Raw genomic sequence first — 24,378 nt, forward strand, 5'->3', positions numbered from 1 at the left:
AGCACCAGCCCGGCCACCCGGGGGTTCATCGGCCCCGGCCCCCCAAGCTGAACAGGATGCGCCATTTCCGGTTCGCCGGGTCGATACGGCGTCACTGAAAGCGTTGGCACACCCGCTGCGTGTGCAGATCCTCGAGATGCTCTCCCGCTACGGGGCGCAGACGGCCTGTAGCCTGGGTGAACTGCTCAACGAATCCAGCGGATCCACCAGCTATCACCTTCGGCAGCTGGCAAAGCATGACTTCGTCCGGGAAGTTGAGGGCAAGGGCACGGCCCGGGAACGCTGGTGGGAACGCCCGCGCGGGGCTATCCAGATCACCTCTCCGGAACTGGCAACATCTCCTGCCACGGAGGAAGCCTCCCGGCTGGTCACTCGCGAGTTTGAACACAGCAGGCAGGCGGTCCTGGCGGACTTCATGGCACACGGCAGCGACAGCCTTGATGCCGAATGGCTCCATGCGGCCCTGATAAGCACTGCGAATGCGCGGCTCACAGCGGACCAGCTGGCGAGGTACACCACCGCCCTGGAAGCCTACGGACACCGCCTGTTGGAGGACATCAGGAATGAAGGCGAGCAGGAAGGCGCCCGCCCGGTTCAGATCCACCTGAACGCCTTCCCCATCCTCGGCGTTCCCGCATCAGCGGGAGGCCGGGCCCGCACGTCGCGGAACGTAGAACGCCAGAACACACAACCGGAAAGTCCTGAAAGGAAAGTGCCATGAGCACAGTCTCCGCCACCGGATCAGCTGCCTGCAGCCTGTACCGCAGGCCCACCGTCGTCGAGTCGGCTGCGGCAGGACTGGGTGCTGCGCTGGTCCGCTGGGCTGAACGCCGGCGGGTCATTCTCTCCGACTGGGCCGAACGCGAACGCGCTGCCGTGCTCCGCCGGGAGCAGCTGGATGTCCTTCGCAGCGACATCATGGGCGCCGCGCACTCAGGGCTCTACATCTGGCACTAGCGGGGAGTCCCGCAGCCGAACCGTGAAACCCCGGCCGGATTGCCCGCTCGTCGCGGTGATTCGGCTGGCTGGCCGGTCAGTCCGGCAGTGGCCCGTGGTTGCCGGGGATGTGTTCGAACACCAGTGTGGTTTCGGTGTGGCCCACCACGGGATCGGTGGCCAGGTTGTCCAGGACCCAGTCGCGCAGGTCCTCGGTAGTGGCCACGGCAATGTGCAGCAGGTAGTCCACCGATCCGGAAGTGTGGAAGGTGGACAGCACGGCCGGGAGCCGGGGCACCCGTGACGTGAACCGGTCGATCTGTTCGCGGTCGTGGGCGCGGAGCCGCACAGCGATGAGTGCCTGGACGGACCGCCCGATGGCTGACAGGCTCAGTTTCGCTTCGAAGCCCTGGATGATGCCGCGTTCGGACAGTGCCCGCGTGCGCATGAGGGCCGTGGACGGGGCAATGCCCACGAGCTCGGCCAGCTGCTTGTTTGAGATCCGTGCGTCGTCCACGAGGGCTGCCAGCAGCCTCTCGTCGATGGCGTCCAGCGGTTCGGTTCCCGCGCCCAGCCGAATATTCTTCGCACCGCTACTCACAGCGCCTCCTCAAAGTGTTATGAGTTCATCATAAACTCCACTTTCCGACAGTTCCATTCGTAAGCCCTAGGAAACTCCGAATTATTGCCAGAGACTTGCCGGATTCAATGGCGAATAATTCAAAGGAGTCCCGTGCTTTCTCCCGATTCACTGGCTGTCCATGCTGGCCGGGCCGGCCTCACCGAACAAGGCGTGCATGCCGTGCCGATTGACCTCTCCACCACTGCGCCGCTTCCGTCGGTCCACGACGGCGGCCGGGCATATGAACAAATGGCCACCGGCGGGATGCCCCTGGAAGGCCAGAGCACCGTCTACCAGCGCCTGTGGAATCCCACGGTGGCCCGCTTCGAGGAGGGCGTGGCCGTCCTGGAGGGCGCACCCGAGGCGGTGGCCTTCGCCACCGGGATGGCTGCCCTTTCAGCCGTCCTGCTCGCCACTGTGGCTGCCGGCAGGAAGCACGTGGTGGCAGTCCGGCCGTTGTATGGCGGGAGCGACCACATCCTCGCCTCGGGCGTCCTGGGCACCGAAGTGACGTTCACGACGGCGGACGGTGTCCGCGAGGCCCTGCGTCCGGATACGGGACTGGTGATTGTGGAGACGCCCGCCAACCCCAGCCTGGAGCTTGTGGACATTGCGCAGCTTGCCCGTGACGCTGACGGCGTCCCGCTCCTGGTGGACAACACTTTCGCAAGTCCGGTGCTCCAACAGCCCCTGGTCCACGGCGCCACGCTCGTGTTGCACAGCGCCACCAAATTCCTCGGCGGGCACGGGGATGCGATGGGCGGTGTGGTTGCGGCTTCGGTGGAGTGGACCACCAGGCTCCGCCAGGTCCGTGCCGTGACAGGCGGAATCCTGACTCCCTGGCCGGCCTATCTGCTCCACCGCGGGCTGGCCACCCTGCCGGTGCGCGTCCGGGCACAGCAGGCAACCGCGCACAAGGTTGCCGCTGCCCTGGCCGGACACGGGCTCGTGAAAGCGGTCCACTACCCGGGGCTCCCGGAGTGCGACCCGCTGGGGCTGGTGGGGACGCAGATGTCCGGCCCCGGCTCGCTGCTGGCGTTTGAACTGGCCAGCGCCGAGCACGCAGAGCGCGTGCCGGCGGCGGTCCGGATGATCACCCACGCCGTGTCCCTGGGCGGTATCGATACCCTTATCCAGCACCCGGCCGGACTGACCCACCGGCCCGTTGCCTCCGAGGCCAGGCCGCGTGCCAGCCTGCTGCGATTGTCCGTGGGGCTGGAGGACGTCGCGGACGTTGTGGCGGACCTTCTGCAGGCAGTCGAAGGAACGCGCTAGCCGGCCGGATTCTCCTGCCCGGAGGCCTGTTGACCGGCGCCCGACGCAGGATGCACGACGGCGGTGATTACCGCCGTCGTGCATCCCAGTCCGATGACCGTCAGGGCGAGCGCCGTCCAGCCGAAGGACTGGAATACCAGGCCGCCTGCCCACCCGATTGCGCTGGAGCCAAGGTAATAGGCAAGGTTGTACAGCGAGGCGGCCTGAGCCCGGCCGGTGGTGGCGATCCCTCCGGTCCAGCCTGCCCCGATGCTGTGCGCCGCAAAAAATCCTCCGGTGAAAACCACTAGACCGGCCAGGATCAGGACCAGCAATTGCGTCAATGTCAGCGCCAGGCCAAGGACCATCAGCACGATTCCCGCCAGCAGGATGGTCCGCCGTCCGAACTTCTGCGTGAGCCCGCCGGCCAGCCTGGAGGTCACCGTCCCGGACAGGTATGCCACAAAAATGAGGCTGATCACGGTGGCCGGCAGCCCGAACGGATCACCGGACAGCCGGAAGCCGAGGTAGTTGTACACGGCCACGAAGCCGCCCATGAGCAGGAACGCCTGCACATAGAGGGCCAGCAGGCGGGGATTGCGCAGGTGGCTGGCCAGCATCCTTGCGGCCCCGCGGAATCCGCTGGCGTGTGCGGGTGTGAAGCCGCGGGCCTTGGGCACCAGGACCAGGAACAGGACGGCAGCAACGGCGGCCAGGACGGAGACGGCCAATGTGGCCGCCCGCCATCCCCACAGTTCAGCGACGGGGCCCGCAACCAGCCGTCCCGCAAGCCCGCCCAGCGTGGTTCCCGCGACGTAGCTTCCGGCCGCCATGGCGGCGTGCGCCTTGTGGACTTCCTCATTCAGGTAGGCAATGGCGATTGCCGGGATTCCGCCGAGCGCCATGCCCTCAAGCAAGCGGAGCCCCAGGAGCATGGGAAAGGTGGCGGCCAGGGGAACCAGCAGGCCCAGGACGGTCGCGGCCGTGATGCCCAGGGTCATCGCCCGCACCCGGCCGATCCGGTCAGCCAGGAAGGACCACGGGATGACAGTGACGGCCAGCCCCACCGTCGCCAGCGAGATCGTCAGCGCGGCTTCGGCGGCCGTGATCTGCAGGTCCGCGGCCATGATCGGCAGCACGGCCTGGGTGGAGTAAAGCTGCGCGAATGTCGCCACCCCGGCGAAAGCCAGCCCCGCGAGCAGTCTTCCGTAGGCGGCCGAGCCCTTGGGATGGCCTGCCCACGGGCCGGGTTGGGGGGTGTCCTGCGTTGCCGTCATGTGCACCAAGCCAGCGTAGATCGCCGGATGGCATGCTTCCAATGCATGATTTACATAGAACAAATGCTGAAAACGGATCAATCTCAAGGAGGCCACGATGGACATTGAACACAAACAGCTGGCGCAGTTGCTGCCGTTACTTCCCGTCCTGTCCGAACTTGGCCGGACGCAGCACGTGACGGAAACGGCGGAACTGCTGGGCATGCCCCAGTCCACCGTCAGCCGGGCGCTCGCCCGCGCCAGTGCCGTGGTGGGCACTGAACTCCTGATCCGGGACGGCAGGGGAGTGCGGCTGACGCCGGCAGCCAAGGCGCTGTTGCCCTACATTGATGCGGCGCTGAACGAATTCCGGACCGGACTGGACCTGGTGCGGCACGAATCCGAGGTGGTGCGGGGAAGGATCGCAGTTGCATTCCAACACACCTTTGGCGAGGCGACGCTGCCGCTACTGATCAATGCGTTCCACCACCGCCACCCGCAGACTGCCTTCGACCTCAGCCAGGGAGCCCGGGACGGCTGCCTGGCGGAACTTGCGGCGGGGACCGCGGATCTCGCCTTGACGGCACCCGTCGCCCCCGCGGGCCGCAGCATCGGCTCCGCTGCCCTGTACCGGGAGCCCCTGAGGCTGGTGGTGCACCATGAACACCCCCTGGCCGGCCGGAAGAGCGCCCGGCTTGCGGACATCAGGCAGGACCCGTTCGTGGCCATGGGGCACGGATTCGGCATGCGGTCACTGACGGACGCACTGTTTCGCGAGGCCGGTTTCCGCCCGCGCATCGCCTTCGAAAGCCAGGATTCCCACACGGTCCGCGGGCTGGTATCAGCCGGGCTGGGTGTCAGCATCCTCCCGCCCGGTGGCCGGGCTCCGGGGCGGACAGTGACTGAGCACACCGGAAACCTTGGCTGGGTGGAGGTGCCGGTGGCATCGGGACTGGCATTCCGCGAAATCGGCCTGGCATGGCGCGAACGCCGCGCCGGCCACGAGGCCGAGGCCGATCAGGTCAGACTGTTCCGGGAAATGGTCCTTACTGAGGGGCCCGGGTTGTTGGCGGGACTTATCCGCGCGCGTTCGGAGGGCTGATCCGCGCGCTTCGAGAGGCCGATCTGTTCAGGAAAAGGCTGAACCCGCAAGCATCCTGTTAATGATGTCCGAGACCGGACCGGCTTCCGCCTTGCGCCATCCGGTTCCGGCCCACAGGTTCAGCCTTTCCGGGTCACCCGCCGCGGCCGCCGCCGCGCGGATCGGAGCGGTGAGATGGTGGAGGGCAGGGTACCCCTCCGGTGCGTCGCCATGGTCGCGGACGAACGAATTGACCAGGGCCCTTGCCTGCCTCCCGGTGAACGCACGGGTCAATCGTGTCTCCGTGAAGCTTTGGCTGGCGAGGGCGTCCTTGTGGAGCTGGCGGGCGCCGCTTTCGTCGCTGCGCAGAAACGCGGTACCCAGCTGGGCTGCCGTTGCGCCGGCGGCGAGCACCGAGTCGAGGTTCGTGGAATCCATGATTCCACCGGCCGCGACGAGGGGAACGCCGACGGCGGTGCGCACCGCGGCGAGCAGCTCCGCCGTCGTCGCGGGGCCGGGGGAGTCCGTTGTGCTTTCCCGGGCCAGAAAGGCCGCACTGTGGCCGCCGGCGCTGCCGTGCTGGATCACCAGGATGTCCGCTCCGCGCTCCACGGCCAGCGAGGCTTCCGCCGGGCTGGTGACCGTGGCAATGATCGTGGAACCGGCGCGTTTGAGCGCTCGCACTTCAGCCTGCTCCGGGAGCCCGAAGGTGAAGCTGACAAACTCCACGGGATCCGCCAGCAGGGCGTCGATCTTGCCCTGCCACTCGTCGTCGTCGTCGAGCCGCAGCCCCGGAAGGGCCACCCCGTACCGCCCGGCGTCCGGCTCGAGGTTCCGCCGGTAGTTCTCCAACTGTTCCCTGACAGCGGGCGGGGGATTGAGCTGCGTCCGGTCCGGGACGAAGAGGTTCATGCCGAAGCGCGCCCCGGCGGAGCGCACCTCGCGGATATCGGACTGCATGGCTGCCACGGTTTTGTAGCCCGCGGCCAGGAAGCCCAACCCGCCGGCCTGGTGCGCGGCCTGCACGAACCGGGGCGTCGAAGTCCCCCCTGCCATGGGTGCGGCGATGATCCGTGTACCGAAAATGGTGCCCGTCATTCCTGCTCCTTGTGGTGACTCAGTAGTCTGTTCACGTGACTAATTCTGACAACCTTCCGGCAACGGATTCTGTTCCTCCCCCCGGGGGGCTCCCCGCCGCGACGTCCGCTGCACCGCCCGCCACGATCCCCGGCGCCGTCATCGGGCTGGATATTGGCGGCACCAAGACTCGCGGCGTCCGCTTCGAAGACGGCAAGGCCGTAGCCGATCAAAGCGTCGGCAGCTCGAACGTGCAGAACGTCAGCCGTGAGGAAGCTGCCCTGCACCTGGCGGAGCTGTTCGCGAAGATCGGCGGAGGCGCGGTGTCCCAGGTCTACGCCGGGGCCGGCGGCATCGACACGGACGAGGACGCGGCCGCACTCTCAGCTCTGATCGCGCCCCATGTGCCCGGCGCGAGGATCACAGTGGTCCATGACTCCCGGCTGTTGCTGGCGGCCGGCGGGGCGAGTACCGGGGTGGCTGTCATCGCGGGGACCGGCTCTGCCGCCTGGGGAAAGAACGACCGGGGCGAGGAAGCACGGGCAGGCGGCTGGGGCTACCTGCTCGGAGACGAAGGCAGCGGCTACTGGCTGGGCCGTGAAGCTGTCCGGCACAGCCTCCGCCGCATGAACCAGGGCCTGGAACCCGACGAACTCACCACCGCCCTGTTGCGGTCCTGCAACATCGACGACCCCAACAAGCTGATTGCGCTGTTCCACTCACCGGAGACCGGCCGGCGTTACTGGGCGCAACGAGCCCGGCTCGTGGTGGAGGCGGCGGACGCAGGCCACGCCGCCAGCCAGGCGCTCGTTGAGCAGGCAGGCAGGGACCTCGCCGGCCTGGCCGCCCAAGCTTTGCGGAAGCTGGGCATCCAGGGCCCGGTGATCCTGGGCAGCGGCCTCGGCATGAACGTGGCCAGGCTGCAGGATTCCTTCAAGCGCAGCCTTGCCGCCGATGGCGTCACGGACGTGCGGGTCCTGGAGCAGGATCCTGTCTTCGGCGTCCTTCAACTGGTGGCTGAACAGGGATAGCCTCAAGGCCCAGGGCTTAGGGCCCAGGGCGCCCGTCAGATGCGGCCGGTCAGAAGGAGCCGGTCACGAACGGGTGCGGGGCCGGAGCCGGACTCCCGGCAAGGGAGGCGCCGGAATGCGCCCGGCCTCGGCGCCCGCCTCCGGTCCGTGGCCGCGGACGAGTCCGAACCGGGAGCCTTCGGCTGTCGGGTCCGGGAGGTCTGCCTGGTCCTCCCAGTCCTGGCGGGCCTGTGCCACTTCATCGTGGGTCCTGCCCACGAAGTTCCACCACATCAGCAACTCTTCCTGGAACGGCTCGCCGCCCAGCAGGATGAAGCGGGTGCCGGGCAGCGCCTCGACTTCCAGCAGGCGGCGGCCGGTCCCGAGGTAACCCAGCGGGCCCGGCGGCACGTCCTGCCCGTCGAGGGTGAGTCCGCCGTCGAGCACCAGCACTGCATGCTCAAACTCGGGGTCCAGCGGCAGGACGACTGATCCGCTGCAGGTGATGTCCGCACCGACGATGGGTGAATACATCGTGGCCGGCGAGGCCACACCGGCGAAGCTTCCCACCATCACCGTCGCGGTGAAACCGTCTCCGGTGACCTCCGGGAGGTTGCGGTGCTGCTCGAACGCGGGGGCCCTGTGGCGCTCGCCGTCCGGAAGGGCGACCCACAACTGGAGGCCGCGCTGCAGCGGCAGTTCCGTCCCGTCGTCGGAAGTCCCGGCGTCGGAAGCCGCCGCCGGAACGGTCGCCGCGCCGGACGGCCCGGCGTCCGTCGTTTCGCCGGGGGAAGGGCGGTGCGGCAGCACTGCAAACTCGGAGTGCGAGACGCCGTTGCCCGCCGTCATGATGTTGAGCTCGCCAGGACGCACAATCACATCGCTGCCCACGCTGTCACGGTGCCTGATGGTGCCGGCCAGGGGCCACGTTACGGTCTGCAGGCCGGTGTGCGGGTGCGGGAGCACGGACATGGCCACCCGGTCCGGGCCGAAGCTGTCCAGGAAGCACCAGGCGCCCACGGTAGGCAGGCCCCGCTGCGGAAGGGTCCGGAAGACGTTCATGGCCCGGACTCCGCCGAGCGGAACTTCCCGGGCCGGCCATAGCTGGAGGCAAGGACCGTTTCCGGCGTACCCTCCGGGCTGTCCTGGCGGACACACTTCTTCAACGGGTCTCACTTCAAGGTTCGTCACAGACCAACTCTAGGCCGAAGAACCGGTTGCCGGGCAGGGGGCGGCAACAGCAGATGCACGCGGGACGGCCTGACCCCTAGCCAAGCCGGGCCGGACGGTTTAGCCTTGAAAAGGCGCCGGCAGATGCGCCCGGCGAAGCAGACGGCATGGCATCAAGGGTCATGACCGCGGACACGGGGAGGTGGAGACGATGACTGCAATATTCCTTCGCGCCAAGAGCGCCAGCAACGTCATTTATTCCTGCCCCGGACACCAGCACGTCCTGACCCGCAGCAGCTGAGTCGCACCAGCAGACTCAAGCAGCGGAGTCCGTGCCAACGGGGCCTCACCAGAGGTTCTTCAGTGAAAACAACTCCAGGTCACGTGCTGACCGCAAAAGATTCAACACCTACCAACTCAGTTTCAACGCTGGCCGGTCCCGTGCACTACGGCTTCACAGCGCGGACGGCAGCCTTTTTTGACGCCCATCCCGCCCCCGGCGGTGAGACTCCCGGACGGGTGGTCCGCGTGGACCGGAACCGGATCCTTGTTGCCGGGGCTGCGGAGCTTCGGCACCTGCCCTACCCGGTCCACGGCGAGATCCCTGCCACCGGCGACTGGGTGTGGCTCGGTTCCAACTTGGCAGGGGAGCCCGCCGTCGTCGCAGTGCTGCCCCGCCAGTCGGCGCTGAGCCGAAAACGGGCGTTCGAAGCATCCTCGGAGGCCCAGGTCCTGGGCGCCAACGTCGATGTGGTGGGAGTCGTGGTGCCGGTGGACCGGCCGCTCACCCACAACCGGCTGGAGCGGACGCTGGTGGCGGCCTGGGACTCGGGGGCCACCCCGCTGGTGATCATCACCAAAGCGGACCTTGCCGACATCGCGGACGACGTCGTCGGAAAGGTCATCCTGCAGTCCGCCGGCGTAGCTGTGGTCACCACGTCAGCGGAACAGGGCGACGGCCTCGACGAGCTGCTCGGCCACCTGCCCGCCGGCGGGACCCTGGTCCTGTTGGGTCCCTCCGGTGCCGGGAAGTCCACACTGATCAACGCCCTTGCCGGGCATCGCGCGCAGGCTATCGGGCCGGTCCGGTCCGGCGACGGCAAAGGCAGGCACACTACCACCTCCCGCGAACTTGTCCCGCTGCCCGGGGGAGCTGTGCTCATGGACACCCCCGGCGTGCGCGGCTTCGGGCTTTTCGACGCCGAGGACGGAATGGGGGAGATGTTCGGCGACCTCGAGGAGCTGTTCGGCCGGTGCCGCTTCGCCGACTGCGCACATGATCGGGAGCCTGGCTGTGCTGTCCAGGCCGCGCTCGCCGACGGGACGCTGGAGATCCGCCGATGGGAGAGCTACCTCAAACTCCAACGTGAGCTTGCGGCGCTCAACCGCCGGCACGACGCAGCAGCCCGGCGGGCGTACCAGCGGGAATGGCACCAGAAGGTGGTGGTAGCCGGCAAGAGCCAACGGGCTGCCGAGCGTTACGGGCACGAACTGGACGCCGACCGCGCCGGCGGCGGGAAACGGGGGAAGCGGAAGCGCAGCTGACGCGCGGAGGGGGACGACGGCGGTGCCGGATTGCGCAATCCGGCATCGCCACCCATCCAAAAGGCGCAGGTCACCGAATGCTTACGGTAGCCGCGGCACCGCTGACTTTGTCGGGGCCGCTGGTTACGCTGTGTATTACCCGCTTTACAGCCGAAAGTCAGCAAGCTTATGATCTTCCGGCTTGACCGTCCGATGTGCCGCCAACAGTTAGGTAAGCCCGGAAATGGCTGAAGCCATGATCGAATTCCAGAGCGTCACCAAGCAGTACCAGGGCGGGCAGCCGGCCGTGGACAACCTCACCATGTCCATTGACAAGGGCTCCATCACGGTCTTCGTCGGACCCTCAGGCTGCGGCAAGACCACCTCCCTGCGGATGATCAACCGCATGGTGGAGCCCACCTCCGGCACTATCACCGTGGACGGAAAAGACGTCACCTCAGTGCCCGCTGCGCAGCTGAGGCGGTCCATGGGCTATGTCATGCAGTCCTCCGGGCTCATGCCGCACCGCTCGGTTCTGGATAACATCGCCACGGTCCCGCGGTTGAATGGCGTCCCCAAGGCCGAGGCGCGCAAGCGTGCCGAAGAACTGCTTGACGTCGTCGGGCTGGCCCCGGTGCTCGGCAAACGCTATCCCTCCCAGCTGTCGGGTGGTCAGCAGCAGCGGGTCGGAGTGGCGCGGGCGCTCGCGGCAGACCCGCCGGTGCTGCTGATGGACGAACCGTTCAGCGCGGTGGACCCTGTGGTGCGCGACGAACTGCAGCAGGAGCTCCTCCGGCTGCAGCGGGACCTGGCAAAGACGATCGTTTTCGTCACCCATGACATCGATGAAGCCACCGTGCTGGGGGACAAGGTTGCTGTCTTCGCGACCGGAGGCAAGCTGGCACAGTATGCCACTCCGGAGGAGATCCTCAGGGCGCCGGCCAACGACTTCGTGGCCTCCTTTGTGGGCAAGGACCGGGGTTTTCGTCACCTGGCGTTCAGCCCCTCCGACGCCGTCACGATCCATGACGTTCCGACGGTCAGCCGCAGGGAGCTGGAGGCCGGTGCTGCCGGATTGGGCGGCGACTGGCAGCTGGTACTGGATGCGGAGTCCCGCCCGCTCGGCTGGACGAACCCCGGTGCCGGCTCCGTGCTGATACCCGGGGGTTCGCTATTCCGGAAGGGGGATACGCTCCGGCGCGCCCTTGACGCAGCGTTGTCGTCGCCCTCGGGTCTGGGCGTGGCCGTGGACGCGGACGGCAGGTTCGCCGGAGTCCTTAAGGCGGATGAGGTGCTCGCTGTCATCGAATCGGCCCGGCTGGTCCGGCAGGGTGCCCTCTGATGGAATGGTTCCTGGCCAACAGCGGACGGGTGTTCGAGCTCGCCGGCCAGCACCTCGTGCTGGCCATAGTGCCCATGGTCCTTGGCCTGGCGCTCTCGATTCCGCTGGCCCAGTTTGCCCGGCGAAACAGGACCCTGCGCTCCGTGGTTGTCACGGCAACGTCCCTGCTCTACACAGTCCCGTCCCTTGCCCTGTTCATCATTCTCCCGTCAATTCTGGGGACCAGGGTCCTTGACCCTGTCAACGTGATCGTGGCCCTCACGATCTACGCCGTGGCGCTGCTGGTGCGGGCCGCGCTCGACGCCTTCGACTCGGTGGACGAAGATCTCCGGCAGGCCGCCGTCGCCATGGGGTTCAAACCGGGCGCGCGCTTCCTCCAGGTCGATCTCCCGCTCTCCCTGCCGGTACTGTTCGCCGGACTGCGGGTGGTGTCTGTCAGCAACATCTCCCTGGTGAGCGTGGCGGCCCTCCTGGGAATCGGTAACCTCGGCATGCTCTTCACCTCCGGCCTCCAACGGGGCTTCATTACCGAAGTCGTGGTCGGGATCATTGCCATCCTGGTGCTGGCACTTTTGATGGATGCGGTCCTCGTGCTTCTGGAACGTCTGCTGACGCCCTGGACCAGGGCTGCCGGCAGAACGGACAAGGCCGGGCTCCCTTCCGCGGCCGAACGGCTGTCCGATGTCCGGGCGGAGGGTGCGTCGGCATGAGCAACGTCTTTACGGACACCTTCGCCTGGCTGGGAGACCCGCTGAACTGGGCAGGGAGCTCGGGCATTCCCGCGAGGCTCGCTGAGCACCTGCAGTACACGGGACTCGTGATGCTGATTGCCACCGCCATCGCCGTCCCCATCGGCCTCTATGTCGGACACACCGGGCGCGGCCGGGTGGCGGTGGTTGCCTTGGCCGGTGCACTGCGGGCATTGCCCACCCTGGGCCTGCTGACCCTTTTCGTGCTGCTGGCCGGCATCGGCCTGATGCCTCCCATCTGGGCCCTGGTGATTCTCACGGTCCCCCCGCTGCTCGCGGGTACCTACGCCGGGATTGCCAGCGTGGACCGGAACGTCGTGGACGCGGCCCGGGCCATGGGCATGACCGAACTGCAGGTGCTGTTCCGGGCGGAATTTCCCAACGCACTGACCGTGATGTTCGGCGGATTCAGGACCGGTGTGCTCCAGGTGATCGCCACCGTCTCGGTGGTGGCCTACATCAACCTCGGCGGACTGGGCCGGTATCTCTTTGACGGCCTGGTGTTGTCTGATTTTCCGCAGATGCTGGGCGGTTCGCTGCTGATCGCAGCGCTGGCCATCACCGTCGATCTGCTGCTCGCTGTTTTCCAGAGGCTTTTCCTGTCCCGGGGAGCCTCTGCCACGCCAGGCCGGAGCCAGCAGGCGCCGGTTGATCTCACAGACCCCGTGCCCGCGGAGCCTGTTGTTCAAGGAGGTACATCATGAAGGAAACCAACCCTAGTAACCTGGGCCGCCGCGCCTTCGGCGGCCTGGCTGCCGGCGTGGGCCTAGCCCTGGCCCTGTCCGCGTGCGGCGGCGGTTCGGATCCGCTTGGAAGTGCGCCGGCCACGAGCGGTTCCGGGGCAGGATCGGCGCTGGTGATCGGGTCTGCGGACTTCCCCGAAAGCCAGATCATCGCTGAAATCTATGCCGGTGCCCTGAACGCCGCCGGCGTCACCGCCAGCACCAAACCCAACATCGGCTCGCGCGAGGTGTATTTCAAGGCTGTCCAGGACGGCTCTGTGGACGTGATTCCCGACTACAGCGGAAACCTCCTGCTGCATGTGAACAAGGAAGCCACCGAGGTTTCGGCGGAGGACATCTACAAGGCGCTTCCGGCCAAGCTGCCGGAGGGCCTGGCCGTACTGGAAGCGTCCAAGGCGGAGGACAAGGACGCCATGGTGGTGACGAAAGCTACGGCTGAAAAATACCAGCTCAAATCGATTGAAGACCTCGCCAAGGTCTGCAGCGAGCTTGTGGTCGGAGCTCCGGCTACCTTCGCAGAGCGCGCCTACGGCCTGCCGGGGTTGAAGAAGAACTACAGCTGCGAACCCAAGAAGCTGGAACCGTTCAGCGACGGCGGCGGCCCCATCACCGTCAAGGCGCTGCTTGAGGACCAGGTGCAGGTTGCGGACATCTACACCACCACGCCGGCCATTGCCGACAACGACCTGGTGGTCCTGGATGATCCCAAGAACAACTTCATCGCCCAGCAGGTCCTGCCGCTGTACAACAAGGCCAAGATGACCGATAAGGCCAAGGAAGCGCTCAACTCCGTTTCCAAGATCCTCACCACGGATGACCTGATCAACCTCAACCGTGCAGTCAGCGGGACGCAGAAGCAAAACCCGAAGGATGCTGCGGCGGCCTGGCTCAAGGACAAGGGCCTCGTCAAGTAGGCCAAACCAGCCGACGCAAGTCCGACGGCGCCTGCCGGACCTCACGGGGTCCGGCGGGCGCCGCCGTCGTTCTCCGTGTGAGTCAAGTCTCAGCGGAAGTACATCCTCCATATGGCATATTTGATGAATGGCAGAATTCAAGCAGTCCACCAAGCTTCATAATGTCCTCTACGACATCCGTGGACCGATTCTTCAGGCCGCCCAGCAAATGGAGGCAGAGGGTCACCGGATCCTCAAACTGAACATCGGAAACCCGGCCCCGTTTGGTTTTGAAGCGCCGGACGCGATCCTGGTGGACATGATCCGCCATCTGCCCCATGCCCAGGGCTACAGTGACTCCCGCGGCATATTCTCCGCCCGGACCGCAGTGTCTCAGTATTACCAGACCCGCGGTATCCAGAACATCCACGTGGACGACATCTACCTCGGCAACGGCGTCAGCGAGCTCATCACCATGTCGCTCATGGCCCTCCTCGACGACGGCGACGAGGTTTTGATTCCCACGCCTGACTACCCGCTCTGGACCGCCTCCGTGGCCCTCGCAAGCGGGCGCCCGGTGCATTATCTCTGTGATGAGGAGTCCGGCTGGCAGCCGGACCTGGAGGACCTCGAATCCAAGATCACTCCGCGCACCAAGGGAATTGTGGTGATCAACCCGAACAACCCCACCGGTGCGGTGTATCCCGAGGAAACCCTCAAAAGGATCGTGGCCCTGGCTGAAAAGCACGGCCTGGTCCTTTTCGCGGATGAAATCTACGAGAAGATCCTGTACGAGGACGCTGTCCATGTGAACCTGGCCGGCCTCACCGGCGACGACGTCCTGTGCCTGACCTTCAGCGGGTTGTCCAAGGCATACCGCGTGTGCGGGTACCGGGCCGGCTGGATGGCGATTTCCGGGCCAAAGAAGGACGCCGCCGACTACCTCGAAGGCATCAGCCTGCTTGCCAACATGCGCTTGTGTGCCAACGTGCCTGCCCAGCATGCCATCCAGACGGCATTGGGCGGATACCAGAGCATCAATGACCTGATCCTGCCCGGGGGCCGCCTGCTGGAACAGCGGAACAAGGCTTACGACCTGCTCAATGCCATCCCCGGCGTCAGTACGCAGCAGGCCAGGGGGGCGCTGTACCTGTTTCCGAAACTGGATCCGGAGGTCTTCCACATCCGGGACGACGAAAAGTTTGTCCTGGACCTGCTCCGTGAGCAGAAGATCCTCGTTTCCCACGGCCGCGCCTTTAACTGGGTCCGGCCGGATCACTTCCGGATGGTCACGCTGCCCAACGTGAAGGATATCGAAGAGGCAATCGGCCGGATGGGGGACTTCCTGAGCCGGTACCAGGGGAACTAGCCTGATGGCAGCAGCGCCGCCCGGTGTCTCCCGGGCGGCGGCAGCCGGACGCGGCCGCGAGGAAGCGGGGCTCCGGACTGGCGGCACATCGGCGGAAGGCTTCACATGTCAGGAATCGAAACATTCGACGAACACCCCTCGGGAACCCTCGCAGCCGGTGAGGGGTTCAGGCTGTCCGACGTCGATCCGGACTCCACTCCGGGGTACCCTGGCGGCAAATCGGACGGACAGGCACTCCTGGCCGAACTCGACGGCAAACTTGCCACCCTCCAGGAGAAGCTGTTCGCCGAAGCCAAATTCGGCGGCACCAAGCGCGTCCTGCTGATCCTCCAGGCCATGGACACGGCGGGGAAGGGCGGCATTGTGGCCCACGTCGTGGGTGCCATGGACCCGCAGGGTGTGCAGCTCAAGGCGTTCAAGGCGCCCACCGATGAGGAAAAGTCCTACGACTTCCTCTGGCGGATCGAAAAGGAAGTACCCGCGGCCGGCATGGTGGGCGTGTTTGACCGCTCCCACTATGAGGATGTGCTCATCCACCGCGTCCACGGCTGGGCCTCCCCGGAGGAGCTGGAGCGGCGCTACACGGCGATCAACGAATTTGAAGCCAGGCTTTCAGCCAGCGGCACCCGAATCGTCAAGGTGATGTTGAACATCAGCCGGGACGAACAGAAAGCCCGCCTGCTGGCCCGGCTGGACGATCCTTCGAAGCACTGGAAGTACAGCAGCGGCGACTTGAAGGAGCGTGCCTTCTGGGACGACTACATGGCCGCCTTCCAGGCGGCCTTCGACAAGACGCACACCGAAGTGGCGCCCTGGCATGTGATCCCGGCGAACAAGAAGTGGTACGCGCGCATCGCCGTGCAACAACTGCTGCTCCAGGCCCTGGAAGACCTCCACCTTGAATGGCCCGCTGCGGAATTCGACGTCGACTTTGAGCGGAGCCTCGTGGAAAGGTCCTGACGGACACGGCCCGGGGACCCTGGTCCTACGACTCCGGGCCGGCCTGGTTACGGGCGGCGGCCAGCCGCTTGCGGGCGCCTTCCAGCCACTCCTCACAGCGCCTGGCAAGGGCCTCGCCCCGCTCCCACAGCGCGAGCGAGTCCTCCAGGCTGGCCCCGCCGGCTTCCAGCTTGCCCACGACAGCCACAAGCTGCTCGCGTGCCTCCTCGTAGCTCAGCGCTTCGATGTCCGCGTTCGGGTTGTGTTCTGCTGCCAATGTGATTGCTCCCTGCTGGTGATGAGTGGATGGGCGCTACGGGGGATTTCTCCGGCGCGGGGCTGGTTTAGGTATCGGTTATTCGCTGGCCGCCCGTGGACCGGGCGGCAAAGGACCCGCCGGCAACCCGTACGAATAGATCCGAGCCCTCCGGAGCCTGCGAAGGGTGCCGAACGACGTCCAGCGGTGCGTCTTCGGCCGGGGCCCTCCCGGCGACCTGCACCACTGCGTAGCCCCGATCCAGCGTCTGCTGCGGGGAGAGGGATCGGACCTGGTTGCGGAGATGGAGGATCTGGTCAGCCCCTCGCAGTACTGCCGTGCTGATGGCTGCACGGGAGCGGCTGCTGAGCCGGGCCACGTCTTCGGCCCGGGCGCTGACCATGACCTCCGGCGCGGCGAGCACGGGCCGTGAATGCAGGGAGGCCAGCCGGTCGGCTTCCCGCTCCACCAGGCGGTTCACGCCGCGCCGGAGCTGGTCCCTGGCCTGCCGTACCCGGGCGAGCTCCTCCACGACGTCAGGAACAATCCTCTTTGCCGCGTCCGTGGGCGTGGAGGCCCGTAGGTCAGCGACGTCGTCGAGGATGGGACGGTCCGCCTCGTGGCCGATCGCGCTGACCACCGGCGTCGAGGCATTGGACACTGCCCTGATCAGATCCTCATTACTGAAGGGCAGGAGGTCCTCAAGCGCACCGCCGCCGCGGGCAATCACAATGACGTCAACATGCGGGTCGGCATCGAGGTCCCGCAGCGCGCCCATAATCTGGGACACAGCCGTGTTTCCCTGCACAGCGACTTCCCGGATCTCGAATTCGACCGCGGGCCACCGGAGGGCGGCATTGCGCAGGACGTCCTTCTTGGCGTCGGAATCGCGTCCGGTGATCAGGCCGATCCGGTGGGGGAGGAGCGGGAGGCGTTTCTTCCGGGAGTCCGCGAAGAGCCCTTCCATGGAAAGTGCGTGGCGGAGCCGCTCAATCCGCGCCAACAGGTCTCCCAGCCCCACCGGCCGGATGTCCTTCACCGACATGTTGAGGCGTCCGGTCTTCAGCCAGAACTCGGCTTTCAGGAGTGCCACCACCCTGGAACCCCGTTCCAGGGGAACGTCCTGGCGATCCAGCACATTCGACCAGATGGACGCCGGCAGCGATATTTCGGCGTCTACGTCCCGGAGCGTCATGAAGGCGCTGCCGCCGCGGCGGTTCAACTCAATGACCTGGCCTTCGACCCAAGCGGAGGGAGTCCGGTCGATGTGGGCTTTGAGCTTCTGGGACAGTAACTGCAGGGGCCAGGGATTGTCCGGGCTCGTTTCGGCAGCCGTGGCAGGAACCGTGGTGGCCGCGGGCACATTGTCAGGCACGGTCGGACCGTGACGGGAAGGGAGCCTTGGGCATGGGAATCCTTTGCGGGTGGCAGTGCTTCAAAAACGGACTGGCATCAAACCAAATCAACTCTATCCATAGCTCTACCACTGTCAGCCGACATTTTTTGCTTCCCTGCCGGCACCCCTAGGATGGCAGTACCGCCCACCACAACCGAGGAATCCCTTGCGCACTTTCGTCTCAGCTGCCACCGTCATCCTTGGACTGCTGCTGGCCGCCGTCGCTGTTCCAGCCATCTGGGTTGACCGGAACATTGTGCAGGAGGACGGCTTCGTTTCCCTCGCCGCTCCCTTGGGCAAGGACACCGTCTTCCAGGAACGGCTGGCTTCGGCAGCAGTTGGCAGCATCGATCCGGCCGGCCGCATTCCTGAGCCGTTCACGGAACTGGTGCAGCCGATCCTCGACTCAGCCGCCAAATCCCTGACGACGCTCCCCGGCTATCCGGCAGCCTGGGAAGAGACACTGAGGAAGAGCCACCGGCTCAATTTCCCGGCTTCCGGGGCCGCCTCGACGGAGGCGGAACCGTCCACGTCCCTCACCCTGGATGTGGCGCCCCTGGTTGGCCTGCTGACCAAACAGATTTCGGAAGCTATGAATATTCCGCTCGACGCGCCGGACCAGACACTGATCAACATAGGACAGCCGAGCCAGCGTCAACTCGTGGACCAGGTTTCGGCGTATGCCCCCATGGGCTGGCCGCTGGCCGCCGGCTCCGCCATCGCCTTCCTGCTGGCCCTCATTGCCGCACGCCGCCGCTGGACTGTGCTGGTGGGCACGGGAGCCGGGGCGTTGGTGCTGGCGGCGGTTTGGAAACTCGGCTCAGACGCGGCCGGACTCGCAGTGGGCGGGACAGCCAGCGGGAACGAGGTGGCGGACATCTTCAAAAGCGAATTCGTCGCGGCATCCTCCGAACGGTTCGGGCAGTGGATCGTGGCGGGGCTCATGGCCGGCGCAGTCCTCATCGTGGCGGGTGTCATTCTCCGCGTCGTTGCTGGGGCCGTCGGCGCGGGCACCGGACGCGACCAGCGTTCCCGGTAGCATTGAACAATGACCACCTCAGCTGTCTCCATACCCATGCCGTCAATTCCACGCAGGCGCCGATCGCCTGAGGACGTGCTGGCTGCGGCCCCGGTGCCCGGTCCCAAAAAAGTGCTTCTCGCAGCTCCCCGCGGCTACTGCGCCGGAGTGGACCGGGCAGTCATTGCGGTTGAGAAGGCACTGGAGCACTATGGTCCGCCTGTGTACGTCCGAAAGCAGATCGTTCACAACGTTCACGTCGTGAGCTCGCTTGAGGAGAAGGGCGCCATCTTCGTTGATGAGACCGATGAGGTCCCCGAAGGTGCGCTGGTCATCTTTTCCGCCCACGGGGTATCGCCCGCAGTGGTGCAGTCGGCAGAGGACCGTGGCCTGCGGACCATTGATGCCACCTGTCCGCTGGTCACCAAGGTGCACCGGGAAGCCGTCCGATTCGCCAAGGACGACTTTGACATCCTCCTCATCGGCCACGACGGCCACGAGGAAGTTGAAGGCACGGCCGGTGAAGCTCCTGAGCACATCCAGATCATCAACGGCCCGCACGAAGTGGATAAGGTGACGGTCAGGGATCCGGAAAAGGTCATCTGGCTGTCGCAGACCACACTGAGCGTGGATGAAACGATGGAAACAGTCCGGCTGCTGAAGGAACGCTTCCCGACGCTGCAGGACCCGCCCAGCGACGACATCTGCTACGCCACCACCAACCGCCAGGTGGCCATTAAGAAGATCTCCCCGCAGGCCGACCTGGTCATCGTGGTGGGTTCGGCCAATTCCTCCAACTCTGTCCGGCTAGTGGAAGTTGCACTGGAATACGGTGCCAAGGCGTCCTACCGCGTCGACTTCGCCAACGAAGTGGATGAGGCGTGGTTCGAGGGCGTCGCCACGGTTGGCGTCACCTCCGGCGCATCGGTTCCGGAGGTGCTGGTCAAGGATGTGCTCCGGCTCCTTGCGGACTACGGCTACGGCAGCGTGGAGGAAGTGGTCACAGCGGAGGAAGACCTGCTCTTCTCCCTGCCCAAGGAGCTTCGCGCAACGCTCAAGAAGTCCGGCGACGTGACCCGAGCCCTCGGCGGACGAGGCGCGCGGGCCTGACGCACTCCCGGCTGGTTCCTGTCCGGCTGCCGACTAGGCGGCGGACTCCTCCGACTGGAGTTCCGGTGCTGCCACGGAGCGGGGAGTCACCTCGATTGCAGGCGGCGTCGTCAGTCCTTCGGCCTCGAGGGCGTTGAGTTTCCGTGCGGTGGGGAGGACACGGGCTTCGAGCGTTCCGACCATGGAGTTGTAGCGGTCAACGGAAGTCTTCAGCGAGGACCCCAGCTTGGTGACGTTTTCACCGAGCGTTCCCATCCGCTCGTAGAGCTGCCGTGCCAACTCGAAGAGCTCGCGGGCACTGTCTGTCAGGACATCCTGGCGCCAGGTGAACGCCACTGACTTCAGGACGGCCAGGAGAGTGCCGGGGGACGCGAGTACCACGTTCTTGTTCAGGGCGTAGTCCAAGAGGGCGGGATCCGCCGCAAGCGCGGCTGCCAGGATGGATTCCGCTGGCAGGAAGCAGATCACGAGTTCCGGCGAGTTGCCCGGAATGTCCCAGTACTTCTTGGTGCTCAGGGCGTCCACGTGTGATTTCAACGCCTTGGCGTGTGCCGCCAGCAGCGCGTTCTGGCCGGTGAGCGCCGGCCCGGTCTGCTGTTGCCCCGCCGAGGAGCCCAGGTCCTGGGCCTCCAGGTACGACGCCAGGGGCACCTTGGCGTCCACCACAAGCTGCTTCCCGCCCGGTAGCTGGACCACGAGGTCGGGCCGGACGGCGTTCCCCGCGCCGGCGCTGTGCTGCTGCTCGTGGAAGTCCACATGGCGGAGCATGCCTGCGGCTTCCACGACGCGGCGGAGCTGGACTTCGCCCCACTGACCGCGGGCGCTGTTGGAGCGCAGGGCGGATTCAAGGGCGTGGGTTGAGCGAAGAAGCTGTTGGTCGGAGAGGCGGGCCTCCTGCAGCTGCTGTGCCAGCTGCCCGTATTGCTCCAGTCGGTCACGTTCAAGCAGGGACACCTGCTGCTGCACCGCCGTAAGTTTCTCTGCCACAGGCGCCAGGGCGCGAAGGACGCTGCCGTCCTGATTGCGTGACTCGCCCAGCTCCCGGTTCTGTGCCGACAAAAGGCGCCGCTCGGCGTCGGCTGCCGCGAACTGGGCGCTGACCTCCGAGAGGCGGGCCGAAACGCCGTCGAAGTCCTGCTCCAGGGCCACGCTGCGCCGCCGGAGCACCACGTAGGTGGAGGCTGCGCCAATCACGGCGCCGAGAATCAGCATCAGCAGGGCAAGTATCAGTGCAAAAGCGTCCATGTGTTCACTTTGGCACGGGCCCCTGACATTTTTGGCGCAGACGCACGCGCCTGTCATGGTCCGAGGCGATCAGGAACCAACGGACGCAGGGCTCCGGCCCGATTGCCGGTAGAATTAGTGCTCGTGGCTCTTACTATTGGCATCGTCGGACTGCCCAACGTCGGCAAATCAACCCTTTTCAACGCACTGACCCGCAATCAGGTGCTCGCGGCGAACTATCCGTTCGCCACGATCGAGCCGAACGTCGGTGTGGTCAACCTGCCGGACCCGCGGCTCGCCAAGCTGGCCGCCGTCTTCGGATCCCAGCGACTGCTGCCTGCTCCGGTGTCGTTCGTCGACATCGCCGGGATCGTCAAGGGTGCGTCGGAGGGCGAAGGCCTGGGCAACAAGTTCCTCGCCAACATCCGTGAGGCCGAGGCCATTGCCCAGGTTGTCCGCGTGTTCGATGACCCCGACGTCATCCACGTCGACGGCAAGGTGGATCCGCGCTCGGACATGGAGACGATCAACACCGAACTGATCCTGGCTGACCTTCAGACCATTGAAAATGCCATTCCCCGGATCGAAAAAGAAGTCAAGATCAAGAAGCGCGACGCGGCCGAACTGGCCGCCATCAAGGCGGCGCAGGCCGTGCTCGAACGCGGCGACACCATCTTCTCCTCGATCAAGAGCGACAAGCTCGAAATGGAGCACCTCAAGGAGCTCGGCCTGCTCACGGCCAAGCCGTTCATCTACGTCTTCAACGCTGACGAAGGAATCCTCGGCGACCCCGGGAAGCAGGAAGAACTGCGGGCCATGGTTGCCCCGGCGGACGCCGTCTTCCTCGACGCCAAGCTTGAATCGGACCTCGTGGAACTGGACGAGGAAGAAGCCCGCGAGATGCTGGAAATGAACGGCCAGGACGAATCGGGCCTCGACCAGCTGGCACGGGTCGGCTTCCACACCCTCGGGCTGCAGACCTACCTGACGGCAGGACCCAAAGAGACACGCGCCTGGACCATCCACCAGGGTGACACGGCACCGCAGGCCGCCGGTGTGATCCACTCCGACTTCCAACGCGGCTTCATCAAGGCCGAAGTCGTCTCCTTCGACGACCTCATGGAGGCCGGTTCCATGGCCGAGGCAAAGGCCCGCGGCAAGGTCCGCATCGAAGGCAAGGAATATGTCATGGCCGACGGCGACGTGGTGGAGTTTCGCTTCAACGTGTAGCAGCAGCACCCAAAAGTCAGTGATTGAGCATTAACGGTGAAAGCCCCGATTCCATAGAATCGGGGCTTTTGTTGTGATTGGACCCGCCCTCCGGGCTGGTGTTCCGCGCCCGGCTTCCTTAAGAATTAAAACGGCTCCGCCTGTCCATTGTTGCAGCTCGGTAACAACCTTTACTCACGGGCAACTTTGGTCCCATGCGCATTCTTTTCGGGTCTAGGCTACTGCTCATGTGAGACGAGCCACATTCTCACTGGGGGAATGGGCGGTCTGGCCGGCGCCTACAGCGGCGGTCTTTTCAACACCACAGAAACATAGGAGGCGGAATGCGCTTAGGTCGTATTTCCAAAGCGGTAGGCGTCGCGGCTGCTGCCGCGCTAGCTCTCAGCGCCTGCGCCGGCAACAGCGGCGGGACAACCCCGTCAAGCGCTACTGCCGGCAAACAGGGTGGTTCAGCCACGGTGGTCGAGGTGAACGCGTTCAACACGTTCAATCCGAACACTGCCGATGGCAACACGGACATCAACTCAAAGATCAGCTATGCCACCCACTCGGGTTTCTACTACATCGACAACCAGCTGAACGTTGTACGCAACGAGAAGTTCGGCAAGATGGAAAAGACTTCCGATGATCCCCTGACGGTGAAGTACACCATCAATGAGGGAGTCAAATGGTCCGACGGTACGCCGGTAACGGCGGCTGACCTCCTGCTGCAATGGGCGGCCTTCTCGGGTTACTACGACGATGCCGACTCCGAGGCGAAGACCGGCACATCCTACTTCTCCTACGCCGGCGATCCCACCGGTCTCAAGCTCACTGACTTCCCCGAAATCGGTGACAGCAACCGTTCCATGACCATCAAGTACTCCAAGCCCTTCGCTGACTGGGAAACCATCCTTGGCGGTCCCGGGATCGACATCGCAGCGCACGTCCTGGCCAAGAAAGCCGGCCTGACCGACGCGCAGGCCCTGGTGGACTACCTGAAGGAGAAGCCGAAGGGTGATCCCAAAGCCCCGAAGCCGGCCGACGAGAAGCTGAAGGCCATGGCGGATCTTTGGAACACCGGTTTCGACACCAAGACCCTGCCGTCTGACCCGAGCCTCTTCCTCTCCAACGGCCCGTACATCGTCAAGAGCGTCACGCAGGACCAGTCCCTGACGATGGTCCGCAACAAGGACTACAACTGGGGCCCGGAAGCCAGCCTGGACGAAATCACGGTCCGCTACATCGGTTCCGCGCCGGCGCAGGTGCAGGCACTTAAGAACGGCGAAGCGGACATCATTGCTCCGCAGGCCTCAGCAGATACCATCGAGCAGCTCAAGGCGCTTGAAAGCCAGGGTGTCACCGTTGAACAGGGCAACCAGCTTTCCTACGACCACATCGACCTGAACTACTCGGGTCCCCTGGCCGAAAAGAGCGTCCGCGAGGCGTTCATGAAGACCGTCCCGCGCAAGGACATCGTGGACAAGATCGTGAAGAAGCTCGACCCGGAGGCCAAGCCGCTGGACTCGCAGCTGTTCGTTCCTGCCCAGGCGGCCTACGCTGATTCGGTCAAGAACAACGGTTCTTCCGCATACCAGGACGTGGACATCGACGGTGCCAAGGCGCTCCTCGCCGGCAAGACGCCTGAGATCCGCATCATGTACAACAAGGACAACCCCAACCGCGTTGACGCCTTCTCCCTGATCCGCGAGTCGGCCACCAAGGCCGGCTTCAAGATCGTTGACGGCGGCCTTGGCAAGTCTGACTGGGGCAAGGCCCTCGGCGACGGCAGCTACGATGCCACCATCTTCGGCTGGATCAACCCGGGTGTCGGCGTTTCCGGCGTGCCGCAGATCTTCCGCAGCGGCAACGGATCGAACTTCAACCAGTTCAGCGATCCGGAAGCTGACAAGCTGATGGACGAGCTGATCGTCACCACCGATCGCAGCAAGCAGGATGAGCTCAGCAAGGAGATTGACAAGAAGATCTGGGAGTCCGCCTACGGCCTTCCGCTCTTCCAGTCCGTCGGAGTTGACGCCTACAGCGACCGGATCACGGGCGTGAAGTTCATGCCGAACCAGACCGGTGTCTGGTGGAACTTCTGGGAGTGGGCTGAGAAGTAGAGCCCCCGCTCAACGAGCAAACAGCAGGTGAAGGCGCCGGGACAAATGCACGAACGTCCCGGCGCCTTCGCCGGCAG

At 65.4% G+C, this 24,378-nt stretch carries 23 protein-coding genes; 16 read left to right on the forward strand and 7 right to left on the reverse strand.

Annotation, left to right across the window (positions count from 1 at the left end):
* Positions 1–103 precede the first annotated feature (103 nt).
* Both JOE31_RS08390 and JOE31_RS08395 read left to right on the forward strand, forming a co-directional pair.
* Positions 104–721 carry a helix-turn-helix transcriptional regulator gene (locus JOE31_RS08390; protein WP_245199069.1) on the forward strand — a complete coding sequence of 206 codons (618 nt, stop codon included), beginning with the start codon at positions 104–106 and terminating at the stop codon, positions 719–721.
* Positions 718–957 carry a 2-nitropropane dioxygenase gene (locus tag JOE31_RS08395; RefSeq protein WP_209743255.1) on the forward strand — a complete coding sequence of 80 codons (240 nt, stop codon included), beginning with the start codon at positions 718–720 and terminating at the stop codon, positions 955–957. The genes JOE31_RS08390 and JOE31_RS08395 overlap by 4 nt, the downstream gene beginning before the upstream one ends.
* 76 nt (positions 958–1,033) lie before the next feature.
* Here JOE31_RS08395 and JOE31_RS08400 read toward each other — a convergent pair whose 3' ends face one another.
* A complete protein-coding gene (locus JOE31_RS08400; protein ID WP_209743257.1) occupies positions 1,034–1,537 on the reverse strand; it encodes an Lrp/AsnC family transcriptional regulator in 504 nt (167 codons plus the stop codon).
* Positions 1,538–1,669: 132 nt separating this feature from the next.
* Between JOE31_RS08400 and JOE31_RS08405 the strand changes: the two genes are divergently transcribed.
* A complete protein-coding gene (locus JOE31_RS08405; RefSeq protein ID WP_209743259.1) occupies positions 1,670–2,833 on the forward strand; it encodes a PLP-dependent aspartate aminotransferase family protein in 1,164 nt (387 codons plus the stop codon).
* Here JOE31_RS08405 and JOE31_RS08410 read toward each other — a convergent pair.
* The gene (locus JOE31_RS08410; protein WP_209743261.1) at positions 2,830–4,089 is read right to left on the reverse strand and encodes an MFS transporter; all 1,260 of its coding nucleotides are present in this window, start codon (positions 4,087–4,089) and stop codon (positions 2,830–2,832) included. The two genes, JOE31_RS08405 and JOE31_RS08410, sit on opposite strands and share 4 nt — an antisense overlap.
* A gap of 97 nt (positions 4,090–4,186) precedes the next feature.
* On the opposite strand from JOE31_RS08410, the gene JOE31_RS08415 reads away from it, so the two are divergent.
* Positions 4,187–5,170 (forward strand): LysR family transcriptional regulator, encoded by a 984-nt coding sequence (locus JOE31_RS08415; RefSeq protein ID WP_209743263.1) that lies wholly within the window; start codon positions 4,187–4,189, stop codon positions 5,168–5,170.
* 27 nt (positions 5,171–5,197) lie between these two features.
* Here the strand turns inward: JOE31_RS08415 and JOE31_RS08420 are convergent, their stop codons facing one another.
* A complete protein-coding gene (locus JOE31_RS08420; RefSeq protein ID WP_209743265.1) occupies positions 5,198–6,247 on the reverse strand; it encodes a nitronate monooxygenase in 1,050 nt (349 codons plus the stop codon).
* A 35-nt stretch (positions 6,248–6,282) separates the two neighbouring features.
* Between JOE31_RS08420 and JOE31_RS08425 the strand changes: the two genes are divergently transcribed.
* Positions 6,283–7,257: an N-acetylglucosamine kinase gene (locus JOE31_RS08425; RefSeq protein ID WP_374100820.1), complete on the forward strand. Its 975-nt coding sequence runs from the start codon at positions 6,283–6,285 to the stop codon at positions 7,255–7,257.
* A 63-nt stretch (positions 7,258–7,320) separates the two neighbouring features.
* On the opposite strand, the gene JOE31_RS08430 is transcribed toward JOE31_RS08425, so the two are convergent.
* The gene (locus JOE31_RS08430; RefSeq protein ID WP_209743266.1) at positions 7,321–8,427 is read right to left on the reverse strand and encodes a pirin family protein; all 1,107 of its coding nucleotides are present in this window, start codon (positions 8,425–8,427) and stop codon (positions 7,321–7,323) included.
* A 363-nt stretch (positions 8,428–8,790) separates the two neighbouring features.
* Here JOE31_RS08430 and rsgA point away from each other — a divergent pair, with 363 nt between their 5' ends.
* From rsgA to JOE31_RS08465, 7 genes are all read left to right on the forward strand, one after another.
* Complete coding sequence (gene rsgA, locus JOE31_RS08435) at positions 8,791–9,951, forward strand: ribosome small subunit-dependent GTPase A (RefSeq protein WP_374100880.1); 1,161 nt, start codon at positions 8,791–8,793, stop codon at positions 9,949–9,951.
* 223 nt (positions 9,952–10,174) lie between these two features.
* On the forward strand, positions 10,175–11,272 hold the full coding sequence (locus tag JOE31_RS08440) for an ABC transporter ATP-binding protein (RefSeq protein ID WP_280872693.1): 1,098 nt from the start codon (positions 10,175–10,177) through the stop codon (positions 11,270–11,272).
* Positions 11,272–11,982: an ABC transporter permease gene (locus tag JOE31_RS08445; protein WP_209743270.1), complete on the forward strand. Its 711-nt coding sequence runs from the start codon at positions 11,272–11,274 to the stop codon at positions 11,980–11,982. Before JOE31_RS08440 ends, JOE31_RS08445 begins: the two co-directional genes overlap by 1 nt.
* Positions 11,979–12,725, forward strand: a complete 747-nt coding sequence (locus JOE31_RS08450; RefSeq protein ID WP_209743272.1) for an ABC transporter permease — start codon at positions 11,979–11,981, stop codon at positions 12,723–12,725. The genes JOE31_RS08445 and JOE31_RS08450 overlap by 4 nt, the downstream gene beginning before the upstream one ends.
* Positions 12,722–13,678 carry an ABC transporter substrate-binding protein gene (locus JOE31_RS08455; RefSeq protein WP_209743274.1) on the forward strand — a complete coding sequence of 319 codons (957 nt, stop codon included), beginning with the start codon at positions 12,722–12,724 and terminating at the stop codon, positions 13,676–13,678. The genes JOE31_RS08450 and JOE31_RS08455 overlap by 4 nt, the downstream gene beginning before the upstream one ends.
* Positions 13,679–13,805: 127 nt before the next feature.
* The gene (locus JOE31_RS08460) at positions 13,806–15,026 is read left to right on the forward strand and encodes a pyridoxal phosphate-dependent aminotransferase (protein WP_209743276.1); all 1,221 of its coding nucleotides are present in this window, start codon (positions 13,806–13,808) and stop codon (positions 15,024–15,026) included.
* 105 nt (positions 15,027–15,131) lie between these two features.
* Positions 15,132–15,986: a polyphosphate kinase 2 family protein gene (locus tag JOE31_RS08465; protein ID WP_209743278.1), complete on the forward strand. Its 855-nt coding sequence runs from the start codon at positions 15,132–15,134 to the stop codon at positions 15,984–15,986.
* A gap of 25 nt (positions 15,987–16,011) precedes the next feature.
* Here the strand turns inward: JOE31_RS08465 and JOE31_RS08470 are convergent, their stop codons facing one another.
* Both JOE31_RS08470 and xseA read right to left on the reverse strand, forming a co-directional pair.
* Positions 16,012–16,242: an exodeoxyribonuclease VII small subunit gene (locus JOE31_RS08470; protein ID WP_011692675.1), complete on the reverse strand. Its 231-nt coding sequence runs from the start codon at positions 16,240–16,242 to the stop codon at positions 16,012–16,014.
* 67 nt (positions 16,243–16,309) lie between these two features.
* Positions 16,310–17,596, reverse strand: coding sequence for an exodeoxyribonuclease VII large subunit (gene xseA / locus JOE31_RS08475; protein ID WP_209743280.1), 1,287 nt, complete (start codon positions 17,594–17,596; stop codon positions 16,310–16,312).
* Between the two features lie 187 nt (positions 17,597–17,783).
* On the opposite strand from xseA, the gene JOE31_RS08480 reads away from it, so the two are divergent.
* Together JOE31_RS08480 and JOE31_RS08485 are read left to right on the forward strand one after the other, a co-directional pair.
* Complete coding sequence (locus JOE31_RS08480) at positions 17,784–18,656, forward strand: hypothetical protein (RefSeq protein WP_209743282.1); 873 nt, start codon at positions 17,784–17,786, stop codon at positions 18,654–18,656.
* Positions 18,657–18,665: 9 nt separating this feature from the next.
* On the forward strand, positions 18,666–19,745 hold the full coding sequence (locus JOE31_RS08485) for a 4-hydroxy-3-methylbut-2-enyl diphosphate reductase (protein ID WP_209743284.1): 1,080 nt from the start codon (positions 18,666–18,668) through the stop codon (positions 19,743–19,745).
* A 33-nt stretch (positions 19,746–19,778) separates the two neighbouring features.
* On the opposite strand, the gene JOE31_RS08490 is transcribed toward JOE31_RS08485, so the two are convergent.
* Positions 19,779–20,990 (reverse strand): DNA recombination protein RmuC, encoded by a 1,212-nt coding sequence (locus JOE31_RS08490; protein WP_209743286.1) that lies wholly within the window; start codon positions 20,988–20,990, stop codon positions 19,779–19,781.
* 123 nt (positions 20,991–21,113) lie between these two features.
* On the opposite strand from JOE31_RS08490, the gene ychF reads away from it, so the two are divergent.
* The gene (gene ychF, locus JOE31_RS08495) at positions 21,114–22,199 is read left to right on the forward strand and encodes a redox-regulated ATPase YchF (RefSeq protein WP_209743288.1); all 1,086 of its coding nucleotides are present in this window, start codon (positions 21,114–21,116) and stop codon (positions 22,197–22,199) included.
* 323 nt (positions 22,200–22,522) lie between these two features.
* Positions 22,523–24,301: an ABC transporter family substrate-binding protein gene (locus tag JOE31_RS08500; RefSeq protein ID WP_209743290.1), complete on the forward strand. Its 1,779-nt coding sequence runs from the start codon at positions 22,523–22,525 to the stop codon at positions 24,299–24,301.
* The last annotated feature ends 77 nt before the right edge of the window (positions 24,302–24,378 follow it).

The sequence above is a fragment of the Arthrobacter sp. PvP023 genome (genome assembly GCF_017832975.1).
In the GTDB taxonomy this organism is placed as follows: Bacteria; Actinomycetota; Actinomycetes; order Actinomycetales; family Micrococcaceae; genus Arthrobacter.